Origin of the sequence: Kosakonia pseudosacchari (assembly GCF_900184035.1) — a bacterium.
In the GTDB taxonomy this organism is placed as follows: Bacteria; Pseudomonadota; Gammaproteobacteria; order Enterobacterales; family Enterobacteriaceae; genus Kosakonia; species Kosakonia pseudosacchari.
The window spans coordinates 123,562-141,158 of record NZ_FXWP01000013.1 but is presented as its reverse complement, the minus strand read 5'-3'; the positions used below and the strand labels follow the sequence as shown (position 1 = coordinate 141,158).

The following is a 17,597-nucleotide window of genomic DNA, read 5'->3' as shown; positions in this document are numbered from 1 at the left end:
TGTTTTAAGCGGGAAACCGCGGATGAGAAAAATGATACGAAAAATTTTGTTACTGCTGTCTGTTTTATCCATTGGCTATTACGCTTACTCCTATTATACGGTGATGGCAGACTTACCCCTTACGAACCAGGTGCAGAATATTTTCATAATAGTCATGTGTTCGGTGTTTGCAGTGCTGTTATTTGTATCGAATAATAAAGAAATAGGATTTTTAATAAACCGTTACTATGCCTCATTCAGAATAAGTAAAACAAACGATAGCGATAACTACACGCTTTTGTTCTGTTTTCTGTTTCTTGCTTACGCCCACTATTACCTTTCCAGCCTGTTATCCAGGTTAATACTGGATGTAATATTACGAATCTTCTCATTAGACATCCTCCTGACGGTCGATAGCTACACCTTACTGTTATTTGCCGTTAACTGTCTGTTGTTTGTGGTTTACGCCATCCCTGTTGTGCATCTATTTATAAAACTGCACACGGAAAAAACTTCTGTCGCGTCTACTCAACACGACGAATAAACAGACCTTTGGTGCAAAGAACAATTCTTTGCACCCGATAAAAGCGTGGCGTTCTTTCACCAGCATTTTTTAAGTTTTTTGCATTACCACATCAATATTTTTCGCATTTCACTCAGTTAGTTACGTTAATTGCAACCGATGTAATTATGTGTGTTCTTTGCCCGCAAAGCGCAGAGGTGATGCAGGCAGATGAATAGTTTCCACGCCCGGATAAAAGGTCTACGCCAAAAGCCCGATTTGTTTTTTTATTCCCCCCGTTATCTTTAAGTAGTTATCGGATAATAATGCGGCAGCGGGTAATATTTAAACCTTCAACAAAATACGTTGATATAAATACAACTCCGCTATACAGAGCACATATCACCAATGAGAAGCATGCTGTTTTTTAATTTTGATTGTGCACCCGATAAAGCAACATTAAACGCTTGCACCGTACGATAAACCCCATCGTAATCATGAGGAGATACAGAGATGCCATCTATTTATTATCGCGGCGATAACCGCGTCATTTCAGAAATACAAAAAGCAGGATTCCAGCCGCGCATTGAATCGTGCCGGGGGCGAACACCTGCCCAGGCTATTGCCTATATTCAGCAGCTTATTGTCACCAATGGTTTTAAAAGCCTCGCGGATATTGGCGGTTATATCATCAGTAATGCCAAAGGCGATTCTGTCTCGACCTCATGTATTGAAGATGGTGCCTCCTATGGCACACATAAATATCGCATCACCGCCCCACAGAGTGCGCTGTTTTTTGAATTTAATCTCGATGGCAGCGTGGGAGCACAATTGCCCGATCAGGGGCATATGTATGGGCGCAAGCCGTACTATATTTTAACCGACGTGAACCCTGATTTGAGCCAATACGTTATCGTGGGCACAAGAACGGCCACGCAGGAAGCCACCTTCTTTACGGATATCCCCAGCGACTGGATCTCGTTACTTAGCTGACCGCCGCTCGCCGCGAAAACCGTGCTCTCCTGCTTCGTGAAGGCACGGTTTAACGTGTGGATCAGTCCATGACACCACTGCACCGGGCTATTCCCTTTTCATCAACCTGCGCCATTGCGGTTTGCCGCGCTGAAGCATGAACACGTGCATTTCATCTGCCCGATGATCCGGACGGCTGCGATCATGCGGTGAAACGTGCTGCCTGCGTCTGCTTCACACCGCGACACCACGCGATACACAGAAAATAGCTCCCCCGTGCTGCGTCTGACACACCTTTTTAATAAACGCGGGCTAAACGGCACGGCGCTAAATCCCTGGCCGCAGTGTAAATTTTCTGCACGCGCTGCCGATAGCAATAACAGAAGTGCAACTTTGACATTGACGTTGAGCAGAACACATTATGAAAAGACATCCCCTTTCCTGCCGCGCGCTGCGCGCCGCCGGATACGATCCAAACTCCAGCGTACTTGAGCTTGAACACAGCAATGGCCGGGTTGAGCAATATCTTGGCGTGCCGCCTAAAACCTGGCAGGCCTTTTTGATGAGCCACGAGCAGGAAAACTATTTCCGCGAACACATCGCCAGTAGCTACCTGAAAATTACCGTCGAGCAGGCAAATCAAAGCCGTTTTTAACCGCTGATGCGGTAATTTTTTGCCCGCGTTTGTGCTAACGTTGTCTGCCCGCAGACGATGCGGTTTGGTGCGTACTCATGCTGGCGACAGCGTAACGAGGTGTTATGAGAATTGGTATTGCGTTTCCTATCCTGGTTTTTATTGTCGCCGTCGCCTTTCTGACGTGGTTTATCGCTGGCGGTTACGCCACGCCGGGCAGCTAACGTCCGACGTGTTTCGCCATCGGGCGGCAGATAAATATCATGGCCAGTGCGCTGAGCGACGGGATCAGCGCCAGCCACATCCAGGCGACACTCGCCGCCGCAGAAGGGAGTAGTGCGTTATCCAGTTGCCCGCCTAACAGGAAGTTTCCCGCCAGCACCGTGACGCCCCCCATCGACGCCAGTGCGCCATAATGCGCGCCGAGGTTCTGGTTATCCGCAAACCACGGCACCAGATCTTTCCCCACCGGAACAATCAACATTTGCCCGAGCGTTAACAGCGTCACCATGCAGGCGGCTGGTACATAGCGCTGCCAGTTTTCCGGCGCCGGTGTCGCGGCAAACAGTGCGACGCTGATAAATGACGCTGCCAGTAGTGCAAACCCCACCGGCAACATGCGTGCCGCGCCAATACGGCGGGCAAGCCGCGCCAGCGGCATCTGTAACGTGATGATCAGTACCGAGGCCAGCATAAAGAGCGGACCGAGAGTTTTCTCGCTGCTGCCCGAGCGGCTCAGTTCAACCGGCAACGCCAGGTAAAGCTGGTTATAGCTGAACAGATAAGCGCTGTAGGCCACCATAAACGCGACAAAACGCGGTTTGCGAAAGGTTTTCCACCACGGCAGCATATGCAGCGTTTCCGTTTTCCCGTTGCCGCCCGGCAGGCAGAAAAAGAGCACCAGCAGAGCCACGACAAATACGCCCGCCCCGGCCAGCGCCACGCGCTGAAAACCAAAACCGGCTAGCAGCGAACCCAGCAGTGGCCCGAGCACCGTGCCCAGCTCGCCGCAAATGGCGAACAGCGCGAACCACTCTGCGCGGCTGCGTTTTCCCGCTTTTTCACTTTGTGTGCCCGCTTTCGCCAGCAACGCTTCGATAGCCGGAGAAAACAGCGCCCCGCCAACACCGGTTAAACAGGCACCCAGCACCACCGGCAGCAGTTCACCGCCAAATGCCAGCAGCAGATAGCCGCTGATGCGCACCACGCAGCCGCACAAAATAATGACCCTTGCGCCAAAGCGGTCCGATAACGCGCCACCTAATAAAAACATTCCCTGCTGGGAGAATGTGCGCAGGCCGATGATCAAGCCAATCAGCGAACCGGAAAGCAGCAAATCATCGCGCAGATAGATCGCCAGAAATGGCACCACGGCATAAAAACCGATATTAAAAATCAGCTGGCTGCCGGCGAGCAGGTACGGCGAGGTCACTTTCGGCGAGGCAGAAATTTGGGCAAGCATGGACGGTCCAGGTCAGCAAAACGTGCAAGGGTCTTTAATACCGGGGAAATTTCCTGCTGGCAACTCTCTTTAAATACACAGTAAAAACAAGGTCTTTATTGATAATTCCCCATATTGACAAGGCCCATGCCGCTCGGTATAAGAGCCGCCATAAGAATGATTTGCATTTACAAAAACTACTCTTTCTCAAGGTCATGATGATGCCAATGTTTAAAAAATCGTTGTTTGCACTGGGGATGTTGTTTGCGGGTTCAGCACTGGCGCAAGCCACCCATTATCCGCTGACCATTGAAAACTGTGGTGTGCAGGTTACGTTCGACAAAGCGCCGCAGCGCGTGGTCGCGCTGGGGCAAAACACGGCAGAAATTATGCTGCTGCTCGGCTTGCAGGACAAAATGGTTGCCAGCGCGTTCTGGCCGACCAAAGTGCTGCCGCAGCTGGCCGCGCAGAATGCCAAAGTGAAAGTGCTGACGGTCGAGATCCCAACGCTTGAGTCGATCATTGCCCAGGAGCCCGATTTCGTAGCCGCTCAGTTGCCGATCCTGCTGGGGCCGGACAGCAAAGTGGCGAAGCGCGAGGATTTATCCGCCATTGGCGCAAACAGTTATCTCTCGCCGGGCGTCTGCGCAACCAAACAGGATAACGGCGATATTTACGGCAGCCGCCATACCTTGTGGAATCCATCACTGCTGTACAAAGAGATCAGCGATCTGGCCGAAATTTTCGATGTGCAGGATCGCGGAGAAAAGCTGATTGCTGAGTTCAAACAGCGTGAAGAAGCGCTGCGCAGCAAGTTCGGCCACGGCAAGAAAAACCTGTCATTTGTTTTCTGGTTCTCCAGCGCATCGCCCTCGGCGGATGCTTATGTCGGCGGCAAGAACAGCGCTTCCGGTTATATCGCCAGCCTGCTTGGCGGGCACAGCGCTATCACCTCAGAAAGCGAATGGCCGACGCTCAGTTGGGAAAGCATTATTGCATCTAACCCGGACGTGATTGTTGTCTCCAGTCTCGATCGTAACCGCTGGGCGCTGGACAGCGCGGAAGAGAAGATCAAATTCCTGAAAAGCGATCCGGCGGTCAGCCAGCTTGAGGCGGTGAAAAAAGGTCATATCGTGGTGATGGACGGCCAGGCGATGAACCCGACCATCCGCACGTTCTACGGCGCAGAACAGGTGGGCGCGCAACTGGAGAAGCTGGGGCTGGATAAATGACCACGCCCTCACCGGCTCTGCTTAAAAAAGCGCAGCACGTTGTGCTCTTGCTGTTATCGCTGTTGCTGCTCGGGCTGGTGATTGCCGTCAGCGTCGGCGTGGGTGAACTGGCGATTCCGCTCAGAACCACCTTTTACGCCGTCAGTAACAAACTGGGGCTGACCAGTGAGCCGCTAAACCGTATTCATGAAACGGTGATTTGGGACTTCCGCCTGAGCCGTGCGCTGGTTGCCGCCTGCTGCGGTGCCGGGTTAGCGATTTGCGGCGCGGTGCTGCAAAGCCTGCTGAAAAACGCGCTGGCAGAACCTTATGTGCTGGGCGTTTCCGCCGGGGCGTCTACCGGCGCGGTATCGGTGGTGGTGTTAGGTCTCGGCGCGGGCGCGGTGTCGCTCTCCGCCGGGGCGTTTGTCGGCGCGTTTGCCGCCTTTTTGTTTGTCGCTGTGCTGACTAACGGCGCGCGCGGTGGCAATGAACGCACCATTCTCGCCGGGGTTGCGGCTTCCCAGCTTTTCAACGCCATCACCGCGTACAGCATCAGCACCTCCGCCAGCGCGCAGCAAGCGCGGGATGTGATGTTCTGGCTGCTGGGCAGTTTCAGCGGCGTGCGCTGGCCGGAATTCCAGCTGGTATTAGTCGTGGTTATCATTGGCCTGCTGGCGTGTCTCTTTCACGCCAAAGCGCTGGACGCTTTTACTTTTGGCGATGACGCGGCCGCCTCGCTGGGCATTCCGGTAGGCGCGGTACGCTTGATCCTCTTTTCCGTTACCGCGCTCATCACCGCCACCATTGTCAGCATGGCGGGTTCCATTGGCTTTGTGGGCCTGGTCGTGCCGCATGTCATGCGCTATTTCATTGGGCCGCTGCACCGCCAGTTACTGGTGGCGTGTGCGATGGCTGGTGCGATTTTGATGGTGCTGGCGGATATTGCCTCGCGCACGCTGATTGCCCCGCAAAGCCTGCCGGTTGGCGTGGTCACCGCGCTGGTGGGCGTGCCGTTCTTTGCGGTTATTCTCTATCGCTCAAGGAAATTCGCATGAGTATCAGCGCCAAAAATCTCTGCTGGCGGGCAGGGAAAAAAACCATTGTCGATAACGTCTCGCTTGAGGTAGCCAGGGGCCAGACACTGGGCTTGCTGGGGCCGAATGGTTCAGGGAAATCCTCGCTGCTACGCATTCTGGCCGGGCTGCGCCGTCCGGATGACGGCAGCGTGATGCTGGATGGCCACGATGTCGCAACGCTGAGAAAAAAAGCGCTGGCGCAGCGGGTGGCGTTTGTTGAGCAGCATGCGGCAACGGAAGCCAACATTCGCGTGCGTGATGTGGTAAAGCTGGGGCGCATTCCGCACCACTCGCCCTTTAGCCCGTGGTCGCACAACGATGATGAGATAGTGACCGCGGCGCTTGACCGCGTGGGCATGCTGGAGCACAGCGAGCAGGGCTGGCAAAGTCTCTCCGGCGGCGAACGCCAGCGGGTCCATATTGCCCGTGCGCTGGCGCAAGCGCCGAGCGAAATTTTGCTCGACGAGCCAACCAACCATCTCGATATCCACCATCAAATGCAGTTAATGCGCCTTATCAGCGAACTGCCGGTGACCAGCATTGTCGCGATCCATGATTTGAACCACGCGGCGATGTTCTGCGATGCGCTGGTCGTGATGCAAAAAGGGCAAATTGTGGCGCGCGGCACGCCGGATGACGTGCTCACGGAAGCCATGCTGGCCGAGGTGTTTCAGGTGCGGGCACGCATTGAGATCTCACCCGATCACGGTAAAAAGCATATCCACTTTTTGTGAAAGCCTTCGCGCCAGAACGTGGCACTGTTCTGGCGCGAAGCGGGCTTACAGGTCGATAATGTTGCGGCTGTCCTGCAAGGTGGCATGTAACGATTTCAGCGACACCACCGAAGATTGCTGGGTGATGGCCACAATCGCGCCTAACGATTTATCTAACAGATCCAGATTGTTCGTTTCCAGCGCTTTATCCAGCACGGCAAACGTCTGGGTAAGCGAGGTCTGGCGCAGCGCGAAATCCTGGTTCAACGCCTGCAACAACACCTCTTTCTGCGCCTGAATACGCGCAATCTGTACTTCGGTTTGCTGGGTGATTTGATGGCGAATCGTTTCCTGTTCCGCACGGTATTTTTGTAGATCACGCCAGGCGTCAAAAATCTCTTTCGCCGCCGATGCCGCCTGTAACGGCGACGCTTTTGCCGCCACTTTCGAGGCGTTAAACAGTGCTTTCATCTTATGCCCACCAGAATAAATAAGCTGCGTATCCCATCAGGGCCAGAATGCCCGTGCCCACCAGTCCTGAGCTGTCAAAATTAAACAGACGACCTAACGCCCCGGAAAAACCGGTAAAACTGAACAAAAAGGCGACAAGCGAGGTATAAGTCCACTCAATGCTGTGCAGGTAATACCCCAGCGCGCCAAAAAGAAGGCACAGCACCATCCACACCAGAAACGACGGTTCATCGTCATCGGCAGACGCTTTGCGTTTCTGGCTATCTGCCAGCCAGAAATAGAGCGCGCTCTGCTCGCCAGGCGCGAGCGAAGAGACATCGCTGGCCGTGGTCATGTGATCATTTGCGGCAATCAGGTTCGTCACCAGCGTGTTCACACGCTCCTCGGTGAAGGCCTGCGCATGAGAAACCACCGTTACCGATTCCGGCGTCGGGCTGTTTTCATCGTCCACCAGGCGTATCGCCAGCAACTGTTTCATCGCTTTTACCAGTAGCACGGTCTGGAGTTTCAGGAAAACGACACGCTCGTGCGCAACGTTGGTTGAGAGTGCCTGATCCAGCATCTGGTAACTGGTCTGCAGGCGCCGGGCAATGCCTTCAATGGTCGAGGCATACAGCGAAATATGCTGGTTAATAGCCTTCGCCACGTCGATCACCGCATTGATTTTTGCCACTTCCTTGTTAACCGCGCTGCGATATTCATACGCTTCAGTGAGCTTTTTTTCCGCGCTCTGGCTGTATTTCAGCATCGCGAAAATGGCGACCGGCGCCAGCACAATGCCGCCCAGCACCATGGTGCCACCAGCGATTCCTGCGCCACCGGCGGAAAGCGCGCCGCCGCCAAACCAGGCAAGCGTAGCGTTACTGGCGGCGGCGCCGGAAAGCGACGCGATCGCAGTGCCGGTAGATGCCGCGCCGAATGTCGACACCGCGCTCATCGAGCCCAGCGCGAGCGCCGCGCCGGTCGCCGTGCCTTTCACCCCGGTGCCAATGATTTCGGTCATTTTTACCGACTGGGTTTGCAATTGTGGCGCGTCGTAGCGGGCAAAATTATCTAACACATCCTGCGAGACTTTGGTCTCCAGCCGGTTAACTTTTTGGCACTTCTCAAGCACAGTTAACGCCTGCGGGATAACCTCATCCGCGTAGCGCTTTTTCTGATCGAGCAAGGTATTGATAAGCGTGGAAGAGGTGTTTCTGGCCTCTTCCAGCCCCTCTTCCGCCAGCCGCGCTTTAAAACGCGCATTCACCACAATCTCTTCTGCTTCTTTTTTTTGCTTGTGTGCTTTAAAAATATTCAGTCCCATCAGCGACCTCGAATCATCCCATTGCGGCCCGGGCATAAAATGGGGTTATCGGCAGTGCGCGGCGAATATTAAGTGAAATTTCCATATCGCCGATGCCGCAATGCCGCCCCCTTTTTACCGGCGGGGTTTTTCTTTTCTGTTTTCGCCAGCATGCCACGTTTGCAGCGCTTTTTAGCCGCACCTACCAGATCGCGTAGCCCGGCAACACGCGCAGCCCGTTACCAGGAAAATAAGTAAATACAATGGTGTGAAAGCGCCTGCCCTGACGGTTGTCGGGTGTACTATAGCGGGGAAAAAAATCACCGGAGTCAGGAATGAATATCATTGAAATCATCATGTCGGCGGGCAAGGTTTCCGTAGATGTTGCGTTATATACCTTGCTGCCCATCATGGTGGTGATGCTCATCATGATGAAATATCTGGAGGAGAAAGGGGTCTTAGATGGCATCGTGCGCCTCACCTCACCCGTTCTGAAACCTTTTGGTATCAGCGGAATGGGAATTTTCGCCCTTATCCAGCTTAACTTTGTCAGTTTCGCCGCCCCACTTGCCGCCCTGGCGATTATGGAAAGAAGAGGCACATCCGATCGCCATCTCGCCGCCACGCTGGCGATGTTGTTCGCCATGGGCCAGGCCAACGTCTTTTACCCGCTGACCCCGTTCGGCCTGCACTGGGGGATGGCGATTGTGATTTCGCTTATCGGCGGGCTTGCCGCGTCCACGCTGACCTATTATGTGTCGGGGCGAAAACTTTCGACTGCCAGCCTGCGCGATGAAGAGGGCGAATTGCACCAGGATAAACCGCGCGCGGGGTTAATTGCGGTGATTAACGGCGCAGGGGCAGATGCCATCCGCTTGTCGCTGGGTTCGCTGCCGATGCTGCTGCTGTCGTTAACGGTGGTCGGTTTGCTGAAAGCCGCAGGCGTGGTGGAAGCCTTAACCACGTTGCTCACACCGCTGCTGTCGTTTTTCCATATTTCTACAGTGTATGTGTTGCTGGCGTTAACCAAATGTCTGGCGGGCGGGACGGCGTATTTTGGCGTGGCGTCCGAAATGGTGCAGCACGGGCAGTTAACGGCTGAGCAAATCAACGCCTCGGCAGGCTTTCTGGTGCAGACGCTGGATTTGCCCGGTATCGGCATTTTTCTCGGCATCGCCAGCCGCTTTGTGCGCCTGTTCCGTTTTGCGCTGCCGGGCGCGATTGTCGGCATTCTGGTGCGCACGGTTTTGCATGTGATGGTGTTTTAAGTGTACGCCGGGTGACGCATTGCGCACCCGGCAGCCTGTTCTATTTCTTCACCGTATCTTCGAGGAAGAAACGTCCGAGCGGGTTCTGGTAGAAACCTTCAATATTTTTGCGCGTCACATTGCGGTACGGGCTGTAGTAGAGATCGATCCAGTTCACATCGGCTTTGGCCATTTTTTGCAGCTCGATATACATCTGTTCGCGTTTTTTCGCATCCATTTCGACACGTGCCGCCGCCACCAGCGCTTTCACTTTGTCGTTCTTATAACGCGTCATGTAGTTCATGTTGGTGTCATGGCCGAGCACAAAGGTGGTCTTTTGATCCGGGTCGAGAATGTCGTTGGTCCAGTACATCACCGAAATATCGTATTCACCGGCCACCAGCATGTCCCAGCTCTGGCTGGGGTCGACTTTCTGCAAGTTCACCTTCACGCCCGCTTTCGCCAGCTGCTGTTGCAGCAAAATGGCGATTTGCTCATCCACTTCATCCCCGGCGTTAACCACATAATTCAGCGTCAAATCGCCAGCACCCGCCGCTTTCAGCATCTGTTTCGCTTTTTCTGGATCGTAGGGGCGACGCAGATTGTCGTTGTAGTGATAGAGCGCACCGGCCGGAATATAGGAATTCGCCACCTGGCCGTAACCGAAGGTCACGGTTTTGACAATCGCGTCTTTATCGATGGCAAAATCCAGCGCCTGGCGCACTTCCACTTTGCCAAGCGCGCCGTGCGAATGGTTGATAAGCAGATGATCTTCGCGGGTTGATGGATCCAGCTCCACCTTCAGGTTGCTATCTTTTTGCAACGAGGCAATGCGTGAGAACGGCACCGTCAGCGCGGCATCCAGTTCGCCAGCCTGCACTTTCAGCATGCGCGTGTTGTCATCCGGGATGGTCAGCCAGTCGACTTCATCAAGGCTGACATTTTTTGCCTGCCAGTAGTTCGGGTTCTTCACCAGCACGATTTTCTCGCCGCGCACCCACTCTTTTACGCTGAACGCACCGGAACCGACCGGTTTTTCCGCAAAGGTTTCTTCGCCTTCACTTTTCAGCGCTTTCTCGGAGATCACCGACGCGTTCGGCAGCGCCAGTTGCGACAGGAACGGCGCAGACGGCGATTTCAGCGTCACCACCAGCGTGCGCGCATCCGGCGCTTCGGCTTTATCAATAATGCTGTACGAGTCCCGCCAGAGCGATCCTTCATCACTACGAATGCGCAGCAGGCTGAAGGCGGCATCGCTGGCGCTAACCGGCGTGCCATCAGAGAATTTGGTATCGCGGATTTTAAAGGTGTAGACCTTGCCATCCGGGGAAATGGTCCAGCTTTCTGCCACGCCCGGTTCCAGTTTGGTGCCGGTTTTATCGACGCGCACCAGCGGATCAAAAACGTTGGAAAAGACCCAGTTATCCGCGTTCTGTGCCGATTTGATCGGGTCAAACGTGGTGCTGTCTTCCCGACGACCAATCGTCAGAACGCCAGCCGCTTGCGCCATTTCACTGACCACACTGAGCGCCAGAAAAACGCTGGCTGCCAACAACTTAACTTGCTTGTGCTTCATCAAAGGATCCCTCAGTCAAAGGAAAAACACTCTTCTCGCCTGCGTGCGTCAGCACACAGGTCCAGGCGTGATCGGCAATCTGCCGGGTCGGGGGTAATGCACCGGTGCGGCACTGCACCTGCGCGTAAGGGCAGCGCGGATGAAAGGCGCAACCTTGTGGAATGGCAACCGGGCTCGGCGGCTCGCCCGCAAGCGTCTCCTGTGGCAACGGTTTATCCGGGTCGATTTCCGGGATGGCGGAGACCAGCGCGGCGGTATAAGGGTGGCGCGGATGAGTAAAGACCGCCTCGGCGGGGCCTTCTTCGACGATCCGCCCGAGATACATCACCGCCACCCGATCGCACAGGCGGCGCACAATCGCCAGATCGTGGGCGATAAACAGGATCGCCAGCCCCATTTTTTCGCGCAGATCCATCAGCAAATTGACGATCTGCCCCTGAATGGAGACATCCAGCGCCGCCACGCACTCGTCGGCGACAATCAATCGGGGTTCGATCGCCAGCGCCCGCGCAATACCCGCCCGCTGGCACTGACCGCCGCTCAGTTGAGCAGGCTTGGCTGCGGCGTGTTCCGGGCGCAAGCCGACCAACGTCAGCAGTTCTTCAACGCGTGCGCAAACCCGGTTGCGCGGCACCTTCTGATGGATGCGCAGCACTTCGCTGATGCTCTCACCTATTGTCTGGCGGGGGTTAAGCGAGGCGAATGGATCCTGAAAAATCATGGCCGTTTGCAGGCGCAGCCGGGCGATGTCGCTTTTCAGACCGTGAGTAACGCGGTGACCGTCGAAACGCACTTCACCATCATTGATCTTTTCAAGCTGCAACAGCGCCCGCCCCAGCGTACTTTTGCCGCTGCCGGATTCGCCCACTAATCCCAGCGTTTCACCTGCGTGGATTTTGAGCGTCACCTGGTTTACCGCGTGGACCACGCGTTTTTTGCTGAGCAGCCCGCCGGAAACCGGAAACGTGACCGAGACGTTATCCGCTTCCAGCAAAGGCCAGTTTGCCGGTGTCGACATTATCCCTCCCGCGAAGTCAGTGGCTGTAAGGCGTGATGGCACGCCGCCGCGTGTGTCAGGCTGTCGCGCCCGAACAGTAACGAAGGCTGCTGCTGGCATGCGCTGCTCGCCTGCGGGCAACGTGGATGAAAGCGGCAGCCGGTCGGGAAGCTCCCCGCCAGCGGCGGTTGCCCGTTAATGGTAACCAGCCGTCCCTGCCCGCCTTCGCTGGAGGGCTGGCAATCAATTAACCCGCGCGTGTACGGGTGCAGCGGCTGCGCCAGCACTTCGCGCTTGCCGCCTACTTCGCATAAACGCCCGCCGTACATCACCGCAATGCGATCGCAGGTTTGCGCCACCACGCCGAGATCGTGAGTGATCATCACCACCGCCAGGCCTAACTGTTCACGCAGCGTGCTGAGCAAACGCAGGATCTGCATCTGCACGGTGACATCCAGGGCGGTGGTCGGCTCATCGGCAATCAGTAACGACGGCTCCGGTGCCAGCGCCACGGCAATCATCGCGCGCTGGCGCATACCGCCGGAAAACTCGTGCGGATAGTTGTTTATACGGTTTTGCGGATCGGGAATCCCCACCTGGCGCAGCAGCTCTTTGGCATCCTCTTTCGCCTGCCGACGGTTAACGCCGAAATGCAGGCGGCGGCTTTCGGCGATCTGCTCGCCAATGGTCATTACCGGGTTTAAGTGGCTGGCCGGGTTCTGGAAAATCATGCCAATTTCCCGCCCGCGCACCGCCGACATCTGTGCTTCGCTGAGCGACAACAGATCGCGCCCGCCAAACCACACTTCGCCACCGCTAATGGTTAATCCCTGGCCTGGCAGCAGGCGCATTAACGCCCGGCAGGTCACGGTTTTTCCGGAACCGCTCTCGCCCACCAGCCCCAGCATCTCCCCGGCCTGAAGCCGGAAAGAGACCTTATCCACCAGTGCGCAATCATCCCCACGGGAAACGGTCAGTTGCGAGACGTTTAGTAAGCTCATACGCGCGCTCCCAGTTTGTCGCCAAGACCATCCGCCAGCAGACTGAAGCCCATTGCCAGCAGGACAATCGCCAGCCCCGGAAAGGTGGTTATCCACCAGGCGGTGGTGATAAAACTCTGCCCTTCCGCCACCATCACGCCCCATTCAGCCGTCGGCGGTTGCACGCCGAGGCCGAGGTAGCTCACGGCCGCGCCGTTTAACAGCACCAGTACACAATCCGACATGGAAAACACCAGCGCCCCGGTCATGGCGTTAGGCAGCAGATGGCGAAACAGAATGCGGGCATGACCATAACCGAGGCTGCGCGCCGCCAGCACAAAATCACGCTGCTTGAGCGTTAACACCTGAGCCCGCACCAGCCGGGCGTAAGAGACCCAGCCAACCATCGCCATCGCGATGTAAAAGCTGCCAGGACCCGGCCCGAGAATGGCGATAATCGCCAGCATCAGCACCAGAAACGGGAACGCCAGCACGATATCGATAATGCGCATAATCAGCGCATCCACCGCGCCCCCCAGATAACCCGACAGCGCGCCGAGCGTGGTGCCGAGCAGAAACGGAAAGATAACGCCCAGCAGGCAGATTTGCAGATCCACCCTGGCTCCCCACAGCACACGAGAGAAGATGTCGCGGCCAAAGTTATCCGTGCCAAACAGATGTGCGCCCCCCGGCGGCAACAGGCTGGCGGTCGCATCCTGGGTTATCGGATCAAACGGTGCCAGCCACGGGGCGAACAGCGCGACGCACAGCCACATACCAACAATCAACAGCCCAACGCCAAGGGCGTGCTGCTGTGGAATCGCACGGCGGCGCAACACGGTCAGTACGCTGATGGCGCTCATAGTTTTACCCTCGGATCCAGCGCCACCGTCAGTACGTCGGCCAGCAAGTTGACGGCGACCGTGGCAAGAGCAAACACCATAACCACACCCTGCACCACCATGTAGTCACGGCTGAAAATCGCTTTGACCAGTAACTGCCCCAGCCCCGGAATGGCGAACACACTTTCAATCACCACCGTGCTGCCAATCAGCCAGCCGATATTCACCGCCAGCAGGTTGAGCGTCGGCACCAGTGAGTTGGGTAATACATGCCGCCAGAAGATGCGGTTTTCCCGCTGCCCGCGCGCTCTGGCGGCCATCACGTAATCGCTGCTCATCTCCATCAGCAGGCTGGCGCGCAGGTTGCGGATCAATACCGCCGACAAGGCCAGCGCGACGGTCAGACACGGCAGCACCATATGGTGCAACTGGTCGGCAAAATCGCTGCCGTAACCGGAAACCGGGAACCAGCCCAGCACCACGCTAAAAACAATGATCATCATGATGCCAAGCCAAAAGGCGGGGAAACCGAGGCCGGCGGTGGTGAACAGGCGAATAAGCTGGTCGGCGATGCGTCCGCGCTGACGCGCTGCCAGCGCAGCCAATGGCACAGTGAAGATGACTGCCAGCAGCACGCTGCCAAGCACCAGCCATAGAGTGGGTTCAAGGCGGGAGTTAATCAGTTTTAGGGTATCGATGCGGTAGACGATCGATTTTCCCAGCTCGCCCTGCACCAGATTGCGCAGAAAGTAGCCATACTGTACCCACAGGGGTTCATCCAGCCCGAACTGCGCACGGATGCGCGCCAGTGCCGCTGGCGTACTGCGCACACCAAGCAGGATACGCGCCGGGTCGCCGGGGATCGCGCGCACCATCGCAAACGTGATGATGCTTATTCCCAACAACACCGGCAGTAGCTGCAATGGCCGGAATAACAAAAAACGATAACGGTGCATCAGAATTCTCCTGTGGTGCATGCGGGGTCGTAAGGTTAAAAAAACGCCTCGCGATGGTGCGCCACTCCCCTGTTTATCTGCGCCCGGCCTTGTTCGTCGGGCGTTTTCTTTACGCTAGCGGCATCAAAGGAGGCTGGGTAGTTAGCAAAAATACTAGTTTTGCCTCTCGCGCGTGACGGCACCGGAATTGCATGCCTTCATCACGCCACGGGAGACATCTGCACAAAGCGTGCCCGTGGTGTGGCACCGTCAACCACGAGGGGGAATGATGCGAATCAACATTGAAAACCCTGCTGCTGCTAATGGCAGCAGGCTTGAGGAGGCGTTTGCCGGGCTATTTACCCAGACGCAGGCGCTGGGTTTTGACGCGGTGATTTATGACTACACGCCGGTTCCGCGCTCGCTGGAAGGGGCGCTGATTACCCCGTCGCTGCTGGAGATGCGTAACGTGCCGGAGGATATGCGTCGCTTGTGGTGCGAGCGCGGGTACTACCAGGTTGACCCGGTGCAACACTTCGCGCTGGAGAGCTGCGCGCCGTTTGTCTGGTCCTATCAACGCCCGGACAGCGGAGCGCTGAATGGCAGGCTGGATGATAACACCCAGGAAGTGACGCATTACATGCGCGATCACAATATGCCCTGCGGTGCCACGGTGCCACTGCATTTGCCCCACGGCGGGTTTGTCACCCTGACCGGCATTGTCGCCAGCCAGCAGCAAGCGCGCGATATCAGCGACACGCTGGCGCAATTAACCTTTATCGCCCACCGTTTTCAGGAGTCTGCCTTTCCGCTGTTTGACGCCTCAATGCTCACCTGCCGCCACGTCAAATTGAGCAACCGCGAGCGCGAGTGTCTGGCGTGGTCAGCCGAAGGATTAACGGCGAAAGAGATTGCCCGCAAGCTGCACCGCTCGGTGGCAACCGTGACGTTGCATCTGAATACGGCGGCAAAGAAACTGGGCGCGACCAACCGCGTACAGGCGGTGGTGCGGGCGCTGCACTACCGTCTGCTCGACAGCTAATAACTAGCAATTTTGCTAGTGTTCAGCGCCGCCTTCGGCGTTCTACCCTGAAAGCCAGTTCACTTAACAGGGTAGACGTCAACTATGTATACCATTCGCGAAGGCTACGTTCCCTTCCGGGAATATCAGACCTGGTTTCGCATCTGCGGCGATCTGCAAAACGGGCTAACGCCGCTGGTGGTGGCCCACGGCGGCCCCGGTTGCACCCACGACTACGTTGATGCATTCAAAGATATCGCGGAGACCGGCCGGGCGGTGATCCACTACGATCAAGTGGGTAACGGCCGTTCAACCCATCTGCCGGATAAAAGCCCCGATTTCTGGCAACCCGGTCTTTTTCTTGATGAGCTCAACCATCTGCTGCAGGCACTGGAGATTGCCGATAACTATGCGCTGCTCGGCCAGTCCTGGGGCGGGATGCTGGCGGCAGAACATGCGGTGACGCAGCCGCAGGGGCTGAAAGCGATGGTGATCGCCAACTCACCGGCATCAATGGCGCTGTGGCTGGAAGGCGCGGCGAAGCTACGCGCGCAATTACCGCCAGATGTGCAGGACACGTTGTTAACGCACGAGGCGGCGGGCACGGTGGATAGCGCAGAATATAAAGCGGCAAGCCAGGTATTTTATCAGCGCCATGTATGCCGGCTAAACCCGTGGCCTGCGGAGGTGCAACGCACCTTTGACGCCATGGAGGCGGACCCCACTGTTTACCACGCGATGAATGGCCCCACCGAATTCCACGTCATTGGCAGCATGAAAAACTGGACGATTATCGACCGGTTAAAGCAAGTGCGCGTGCCAACCCTGTTGATTTCCGGTCGCTACGACGAAGCCACGCCGGAAGTGGTGCAACCCTTTAAAGACCACATTACCGGGGCGCAGTGGGTGATTTTTGAATCCTCAAGCCACATGCCCCATGTCGAAGAGCGGCCGTTGTGCATGAAGACCGTCAGCGACTTTTTACTGGCCACATGCTGAGGCTGTTTGCCCACACCAGGTTGTGTTGTTAAGCGCCGGCCAGGCGCTTTTTTTATGCACGCATTGCGGTGTAGAGCGAACACAGCGCCTGCAAACTTTTGGTGCCGGTGCGCTTCATTAACCCGTTACGCTGCACGCTGACGGTGGTCGGGCTGACGCCGCGAATGCGGGCAATATCCTCCACCGAATGTCCGCGCAGCAGCAGACGCATAATTTGCTGTTCGGCGCTGGTGAATTTAAATGTGCCGTGGTTGTAACCCGGCTGCTGATTCTGTGCAGATAACAAACTCATCACTTCCAGCGCCTGACGCAGCTCTTCGACGCGTAACCTTTCGGCCAGACACAGTTTCACCAGACCCGGGAAAAGTAGCGACAGCGAGTCGAAATGACGTTCTGAGGAGATAAAAATCGAGTAGTGCGCGGGTGGACGGGAGAAAAACAGCGAGTACATTTCCACGATGTCCATTCCCGTGGTGACATATATAGCAGGCGCACCACTGCAAAAACGGCTGCCCTTTTCCCTGCTTAGTTGTCTGAGTATTTTCTCAATACCATAAATGAAAAGGCGATCCTTCCCGTAGATAGTCATGTAGGTACTCCAGAGGGTAATGTTTTATTATTTTCCTCTCCGCTAACGGAGGCATGGTCTTTTTCCTGAATGTGCGGGATGCGTTCAGTCAGATCAAGTGTGATTCTGGCTCGTTTAATGTTTG

The 17,597-nt window shown here is 56.1% G+C and carries 18 protein-coding genes; 9 read left to right on the top strand and 9 right to left on the bottom strand.

All coding sequences use genetic code 11. The annotated features are described in order from the left end of the window. Nucleotides 1–994 precede the first annotated feature (994 nt). The 3 genes from BN2591_RS10640 to BN2591_RS24265 all read left to right on the top strand — a co-directional run bounded on the left by BN2591_RS10640 (nucleotide 995) and on the right by BN2591_RS24265 (nucleotide 2,311). Nucleotides 995–1,474: a hypothetical protein gene (locus BN2591_RS10640; protein WP_086871304.1), complete on the top strand. Its 480-nt coding sequence runs from the start codon at nucleotides 995–997 to the stop codon at nucleotides 1,472–1,474. A gap of 400 nt (nucleotides 1,475–1,874) precedes the next feature. After that, nucleotides 1,875–2,108 (top strand): KTSC domain-containing protein, encoded by a 234-nt coding sequence (locus BN2591_RS10635; protein WP_017455775.1) that lies wholly within the window; start codon nucleotides 1,875–1,877, stop codon nucleotides 2,106–2,108. Between the two features lie 104 nt (nucleotides 2,109–2,212). Then, nucleotides 2,213–2,311, top strand: a complete 99-nt coding sequence (locus BN2591_RS24265) for a YoaK family small membrane protein (RefSeq protein WP_017455774.1) — start codon at nucleotides 2,213–2,215, stop codon at nucleotides 2,309–2,311. Here BN2591_RS24265 and BN2591_RS10630 read toward each other — a convergent pair. Beyond that, nucleotides 2,308–3,549, bottom strand: a complete 1,242-nt coding sequence (locus BN2591_RS10630; protein WP_086871302.1) for an MFS transporter — start codon at nucleotides 3,547–3,549, stop codon at nucleotides 2,308–2,310. The genes BN2591_RS24265 and BN2591_RS10630 overlap by 4 nt on opposite strands. Before the next feature lie 206 nt (nucleotides 3,550–3,755). Between BN2591_RS10630 and eitA the strand changes: the two genes are divergently transcribed. Genes eitA through eitC form a run of 3 tightly spaced genes read left to right on the top strand, consistent with a single transcriptional unit; the run spans nucleotide 3,756 to nucleotide 6,552 of the window. After that, entirely contained in the window at nucleotides 3,756–4,760 is a 1,005-nt protein-coding gene (eitA, locus tag BN2591_RS10625) for a siderophore ABC transporter substrate-binding protein EitA (RefSeq protein WP_086871300.1), read from the top strand. Next, nucleotides 4,757–5,797 carry a FecCD family ABC transporter permease gene (locus BN2591_RS10620; protein ID WP_086871298.1) on the top strand — a complete coding sequence of 347 codons (1,041 nt, stop codon included), beginning with the start codon at nucleotides 4,757–4,759 and terminating at the stop codon, nucleotides 5,795–5,797. Before eitA ends, BN2591_RS10620 begins: the two co-directional genes overlap by 4 nt. Continuing rightward, entirely contained in the window at nucleotides 5,794–6,552 is a 759-nt protein-coding gene (gene eitC, locus BN2591_RS10615; RefSeq protein ID WP_086871296.1) for a siderophore ABC transporter ATP-binding protein EitC, read from the top strand. The genes BN2591_RS10620 and eitC overlap by 4 nt, the downstream gene beginning before the upstream one ends. Before the next feature lie 45 nt (nucleotides 6,553–6,597). On the opposite strand, the gene BN2591_RS10610 is transcribed toward eitC, so the two are convergent. Next, nucleotides 6,598–7,002, bottom strand: a complete 405-nt coding sequence (locus BN2591_RS10610) for a hypothetical protein (RefSeq protein ID WP_086871294.1) — start codon at nucleotides 7,000–7,002, stop codon at nucleotides 6,598–6,600. 1 nt (nucleotide 7,003) lies between these two features. Continuing rightward, nucleotides 7,004–8,308, bottom strand: a complete 1,305-nt coding sequence (locus BN2591_RS10605) for a hypothetical protein (protein WP_086871292.1) — start codon at nucleotides 8,306–8,308, stop codon at nucleotides 7,004–7,006. Nucleotides 8,309–8,622: 314 nt separating this feature from the next. Here BN2591_RS10605 and BN2591_RS10600 point away from each other — a divergent pair, with 314 nt between their 5' ends. Next, entirely contained in the window at nucleotides 8,623–9,555 is a 933-nt protein-coding gene (locus BN2591_RS10600; protein WP_086871290.1) for a nucleoside recognition domain-containing protein, read from the top strand. A gap of 40 nt (nucleotides 9,556–9,595) precedes the next feature. Here the strand turns inward: BN2591_RS10600 and BN2591_RS10595 are convergent, their stop codons facing one another. The 5 genes from BN2591_RS10595 to BN2591_RS10575 are packed head-to-tail and all read right to left on the bottom strand — an operon-like array spanning nucleotide 9,596 to nucleotide 14,885. Beyond that, on the bottom strand, nucleotides 9,596–11,110 hold the full coding sequence (locus BN2591_RS10595; protein ID WP_017455766.1) for an ABC transporter substrate-binding protein: 1,515 nt from the start codon (nucleotides 11,108–11,110) through the stop codon (nucleotides 9,596–9,598). Continuing rightward, nucleotides 11,091–12,128, bottom strand: coding sequence for an ABC transporter ATP-binding protein (locus tag BN2591_RS10590; RefSeq protein WP_086871288.1), 1,038 nt, complete (start codon nucleotides 12,126–12,128; stop codon nucleotides 11,091–11,093). The genes BN2591_RS10595 and BN2591_RS10590 overlap by 20 nt, the downstream gene beginning before the upstream one ends. Then, entirely contained in the window at nucleotides 12,128–13,108 is a 981-nt protein-coding gene (locus BN2591_RS10585; RefSeq protein WP_086871286.1) for an ABC transporter ATP-binding protein, read from the bottom strand. Before BN2591_RS10585 ends, BN2591_RS10590 begins: the two co-directional genes overlap by 1 nt. Continuing rightward, nucleotides 13,105–13,950, bottom strand: a complete 846-nt coding sequence (locus tag BN2591_RS10580; RefSeq protein ID WP_086871284.1) for an ABC transporter permease — start codon at nucleotides 13,948–13,950, stop codon at nucleotides 13,105–13,107. The genes BN2591_RS10585 and BN2591_RS10580 overlap by 4 nt, the downstream gene beginning before the upstream one ends. After that, nucleotides 13,947–14,885: an ABC transporter permease gene (locus tag BN2591_RS10575; protein WP_020456889.1), complete on the bottom strand. Its 939-nt coding sequence runs from the start codon at nucleotides 14,883–14,885 to the stop codon at nucleotides 13,947–13,949. The genes BN2591_RS10580 and BN2591_RS10575 overlap by 4 nt, the downstream gene beginning before the upstream one ends. Nucleotides 14,886–15,150: 265 nt before the next feature. On the opposite strand from BN2591_RS10575, the gene BN2591_RS10570 reads away from it, so the two are divergent. Both BN2591_RS10570 and BN2591_RS10565 read left to right on the top strand, forming a co-directional pair. Continuing rightward, nucleotides 15,151–15,906, top strand: coding sequence for a LuxR family transcriptional regulator (locus BN2591_RS10570; protein WP_086871282.1), 756 nt, complete (start codon nucleotides 15,151–15,153; stop codon nucleotides 15,904–15,906). 84 nt (nucleotides 15,907–15,990) lie between these two features. Further along, complete coding sequence (locus BN2591_RS10565; RefSeq protein WP_086871280.1) at nucleotides 15,991–16,884, top strand: proline iminopeptidase-family hydrolase; 894 nt, start codon at nucleotides 15,991–15,993, stop codon at nucleotides 16,882–16,884. A gap of 52 nt (nucleotides 16,885–16,936) precedes the next feature. Here the strand turns inward: BN2591_RS10565 and BN2591_RS10560 are convergent, their stop codons facing one another. Beyond that, nucleotides 16,937–17,473 (bottom strand): helix-turn-helix transcriptional regulator, encoded by a 537-nt coding sequence (locus BN2591_RS10560; protein ID WP_086871278.1) that lies wholly within the window; start codon nucleotides 17,471–17,473, stop codon nucleotides 16,937–16,939. Nucleotides 17,474–17,597 lie beyond the last annotated feature (124 nt).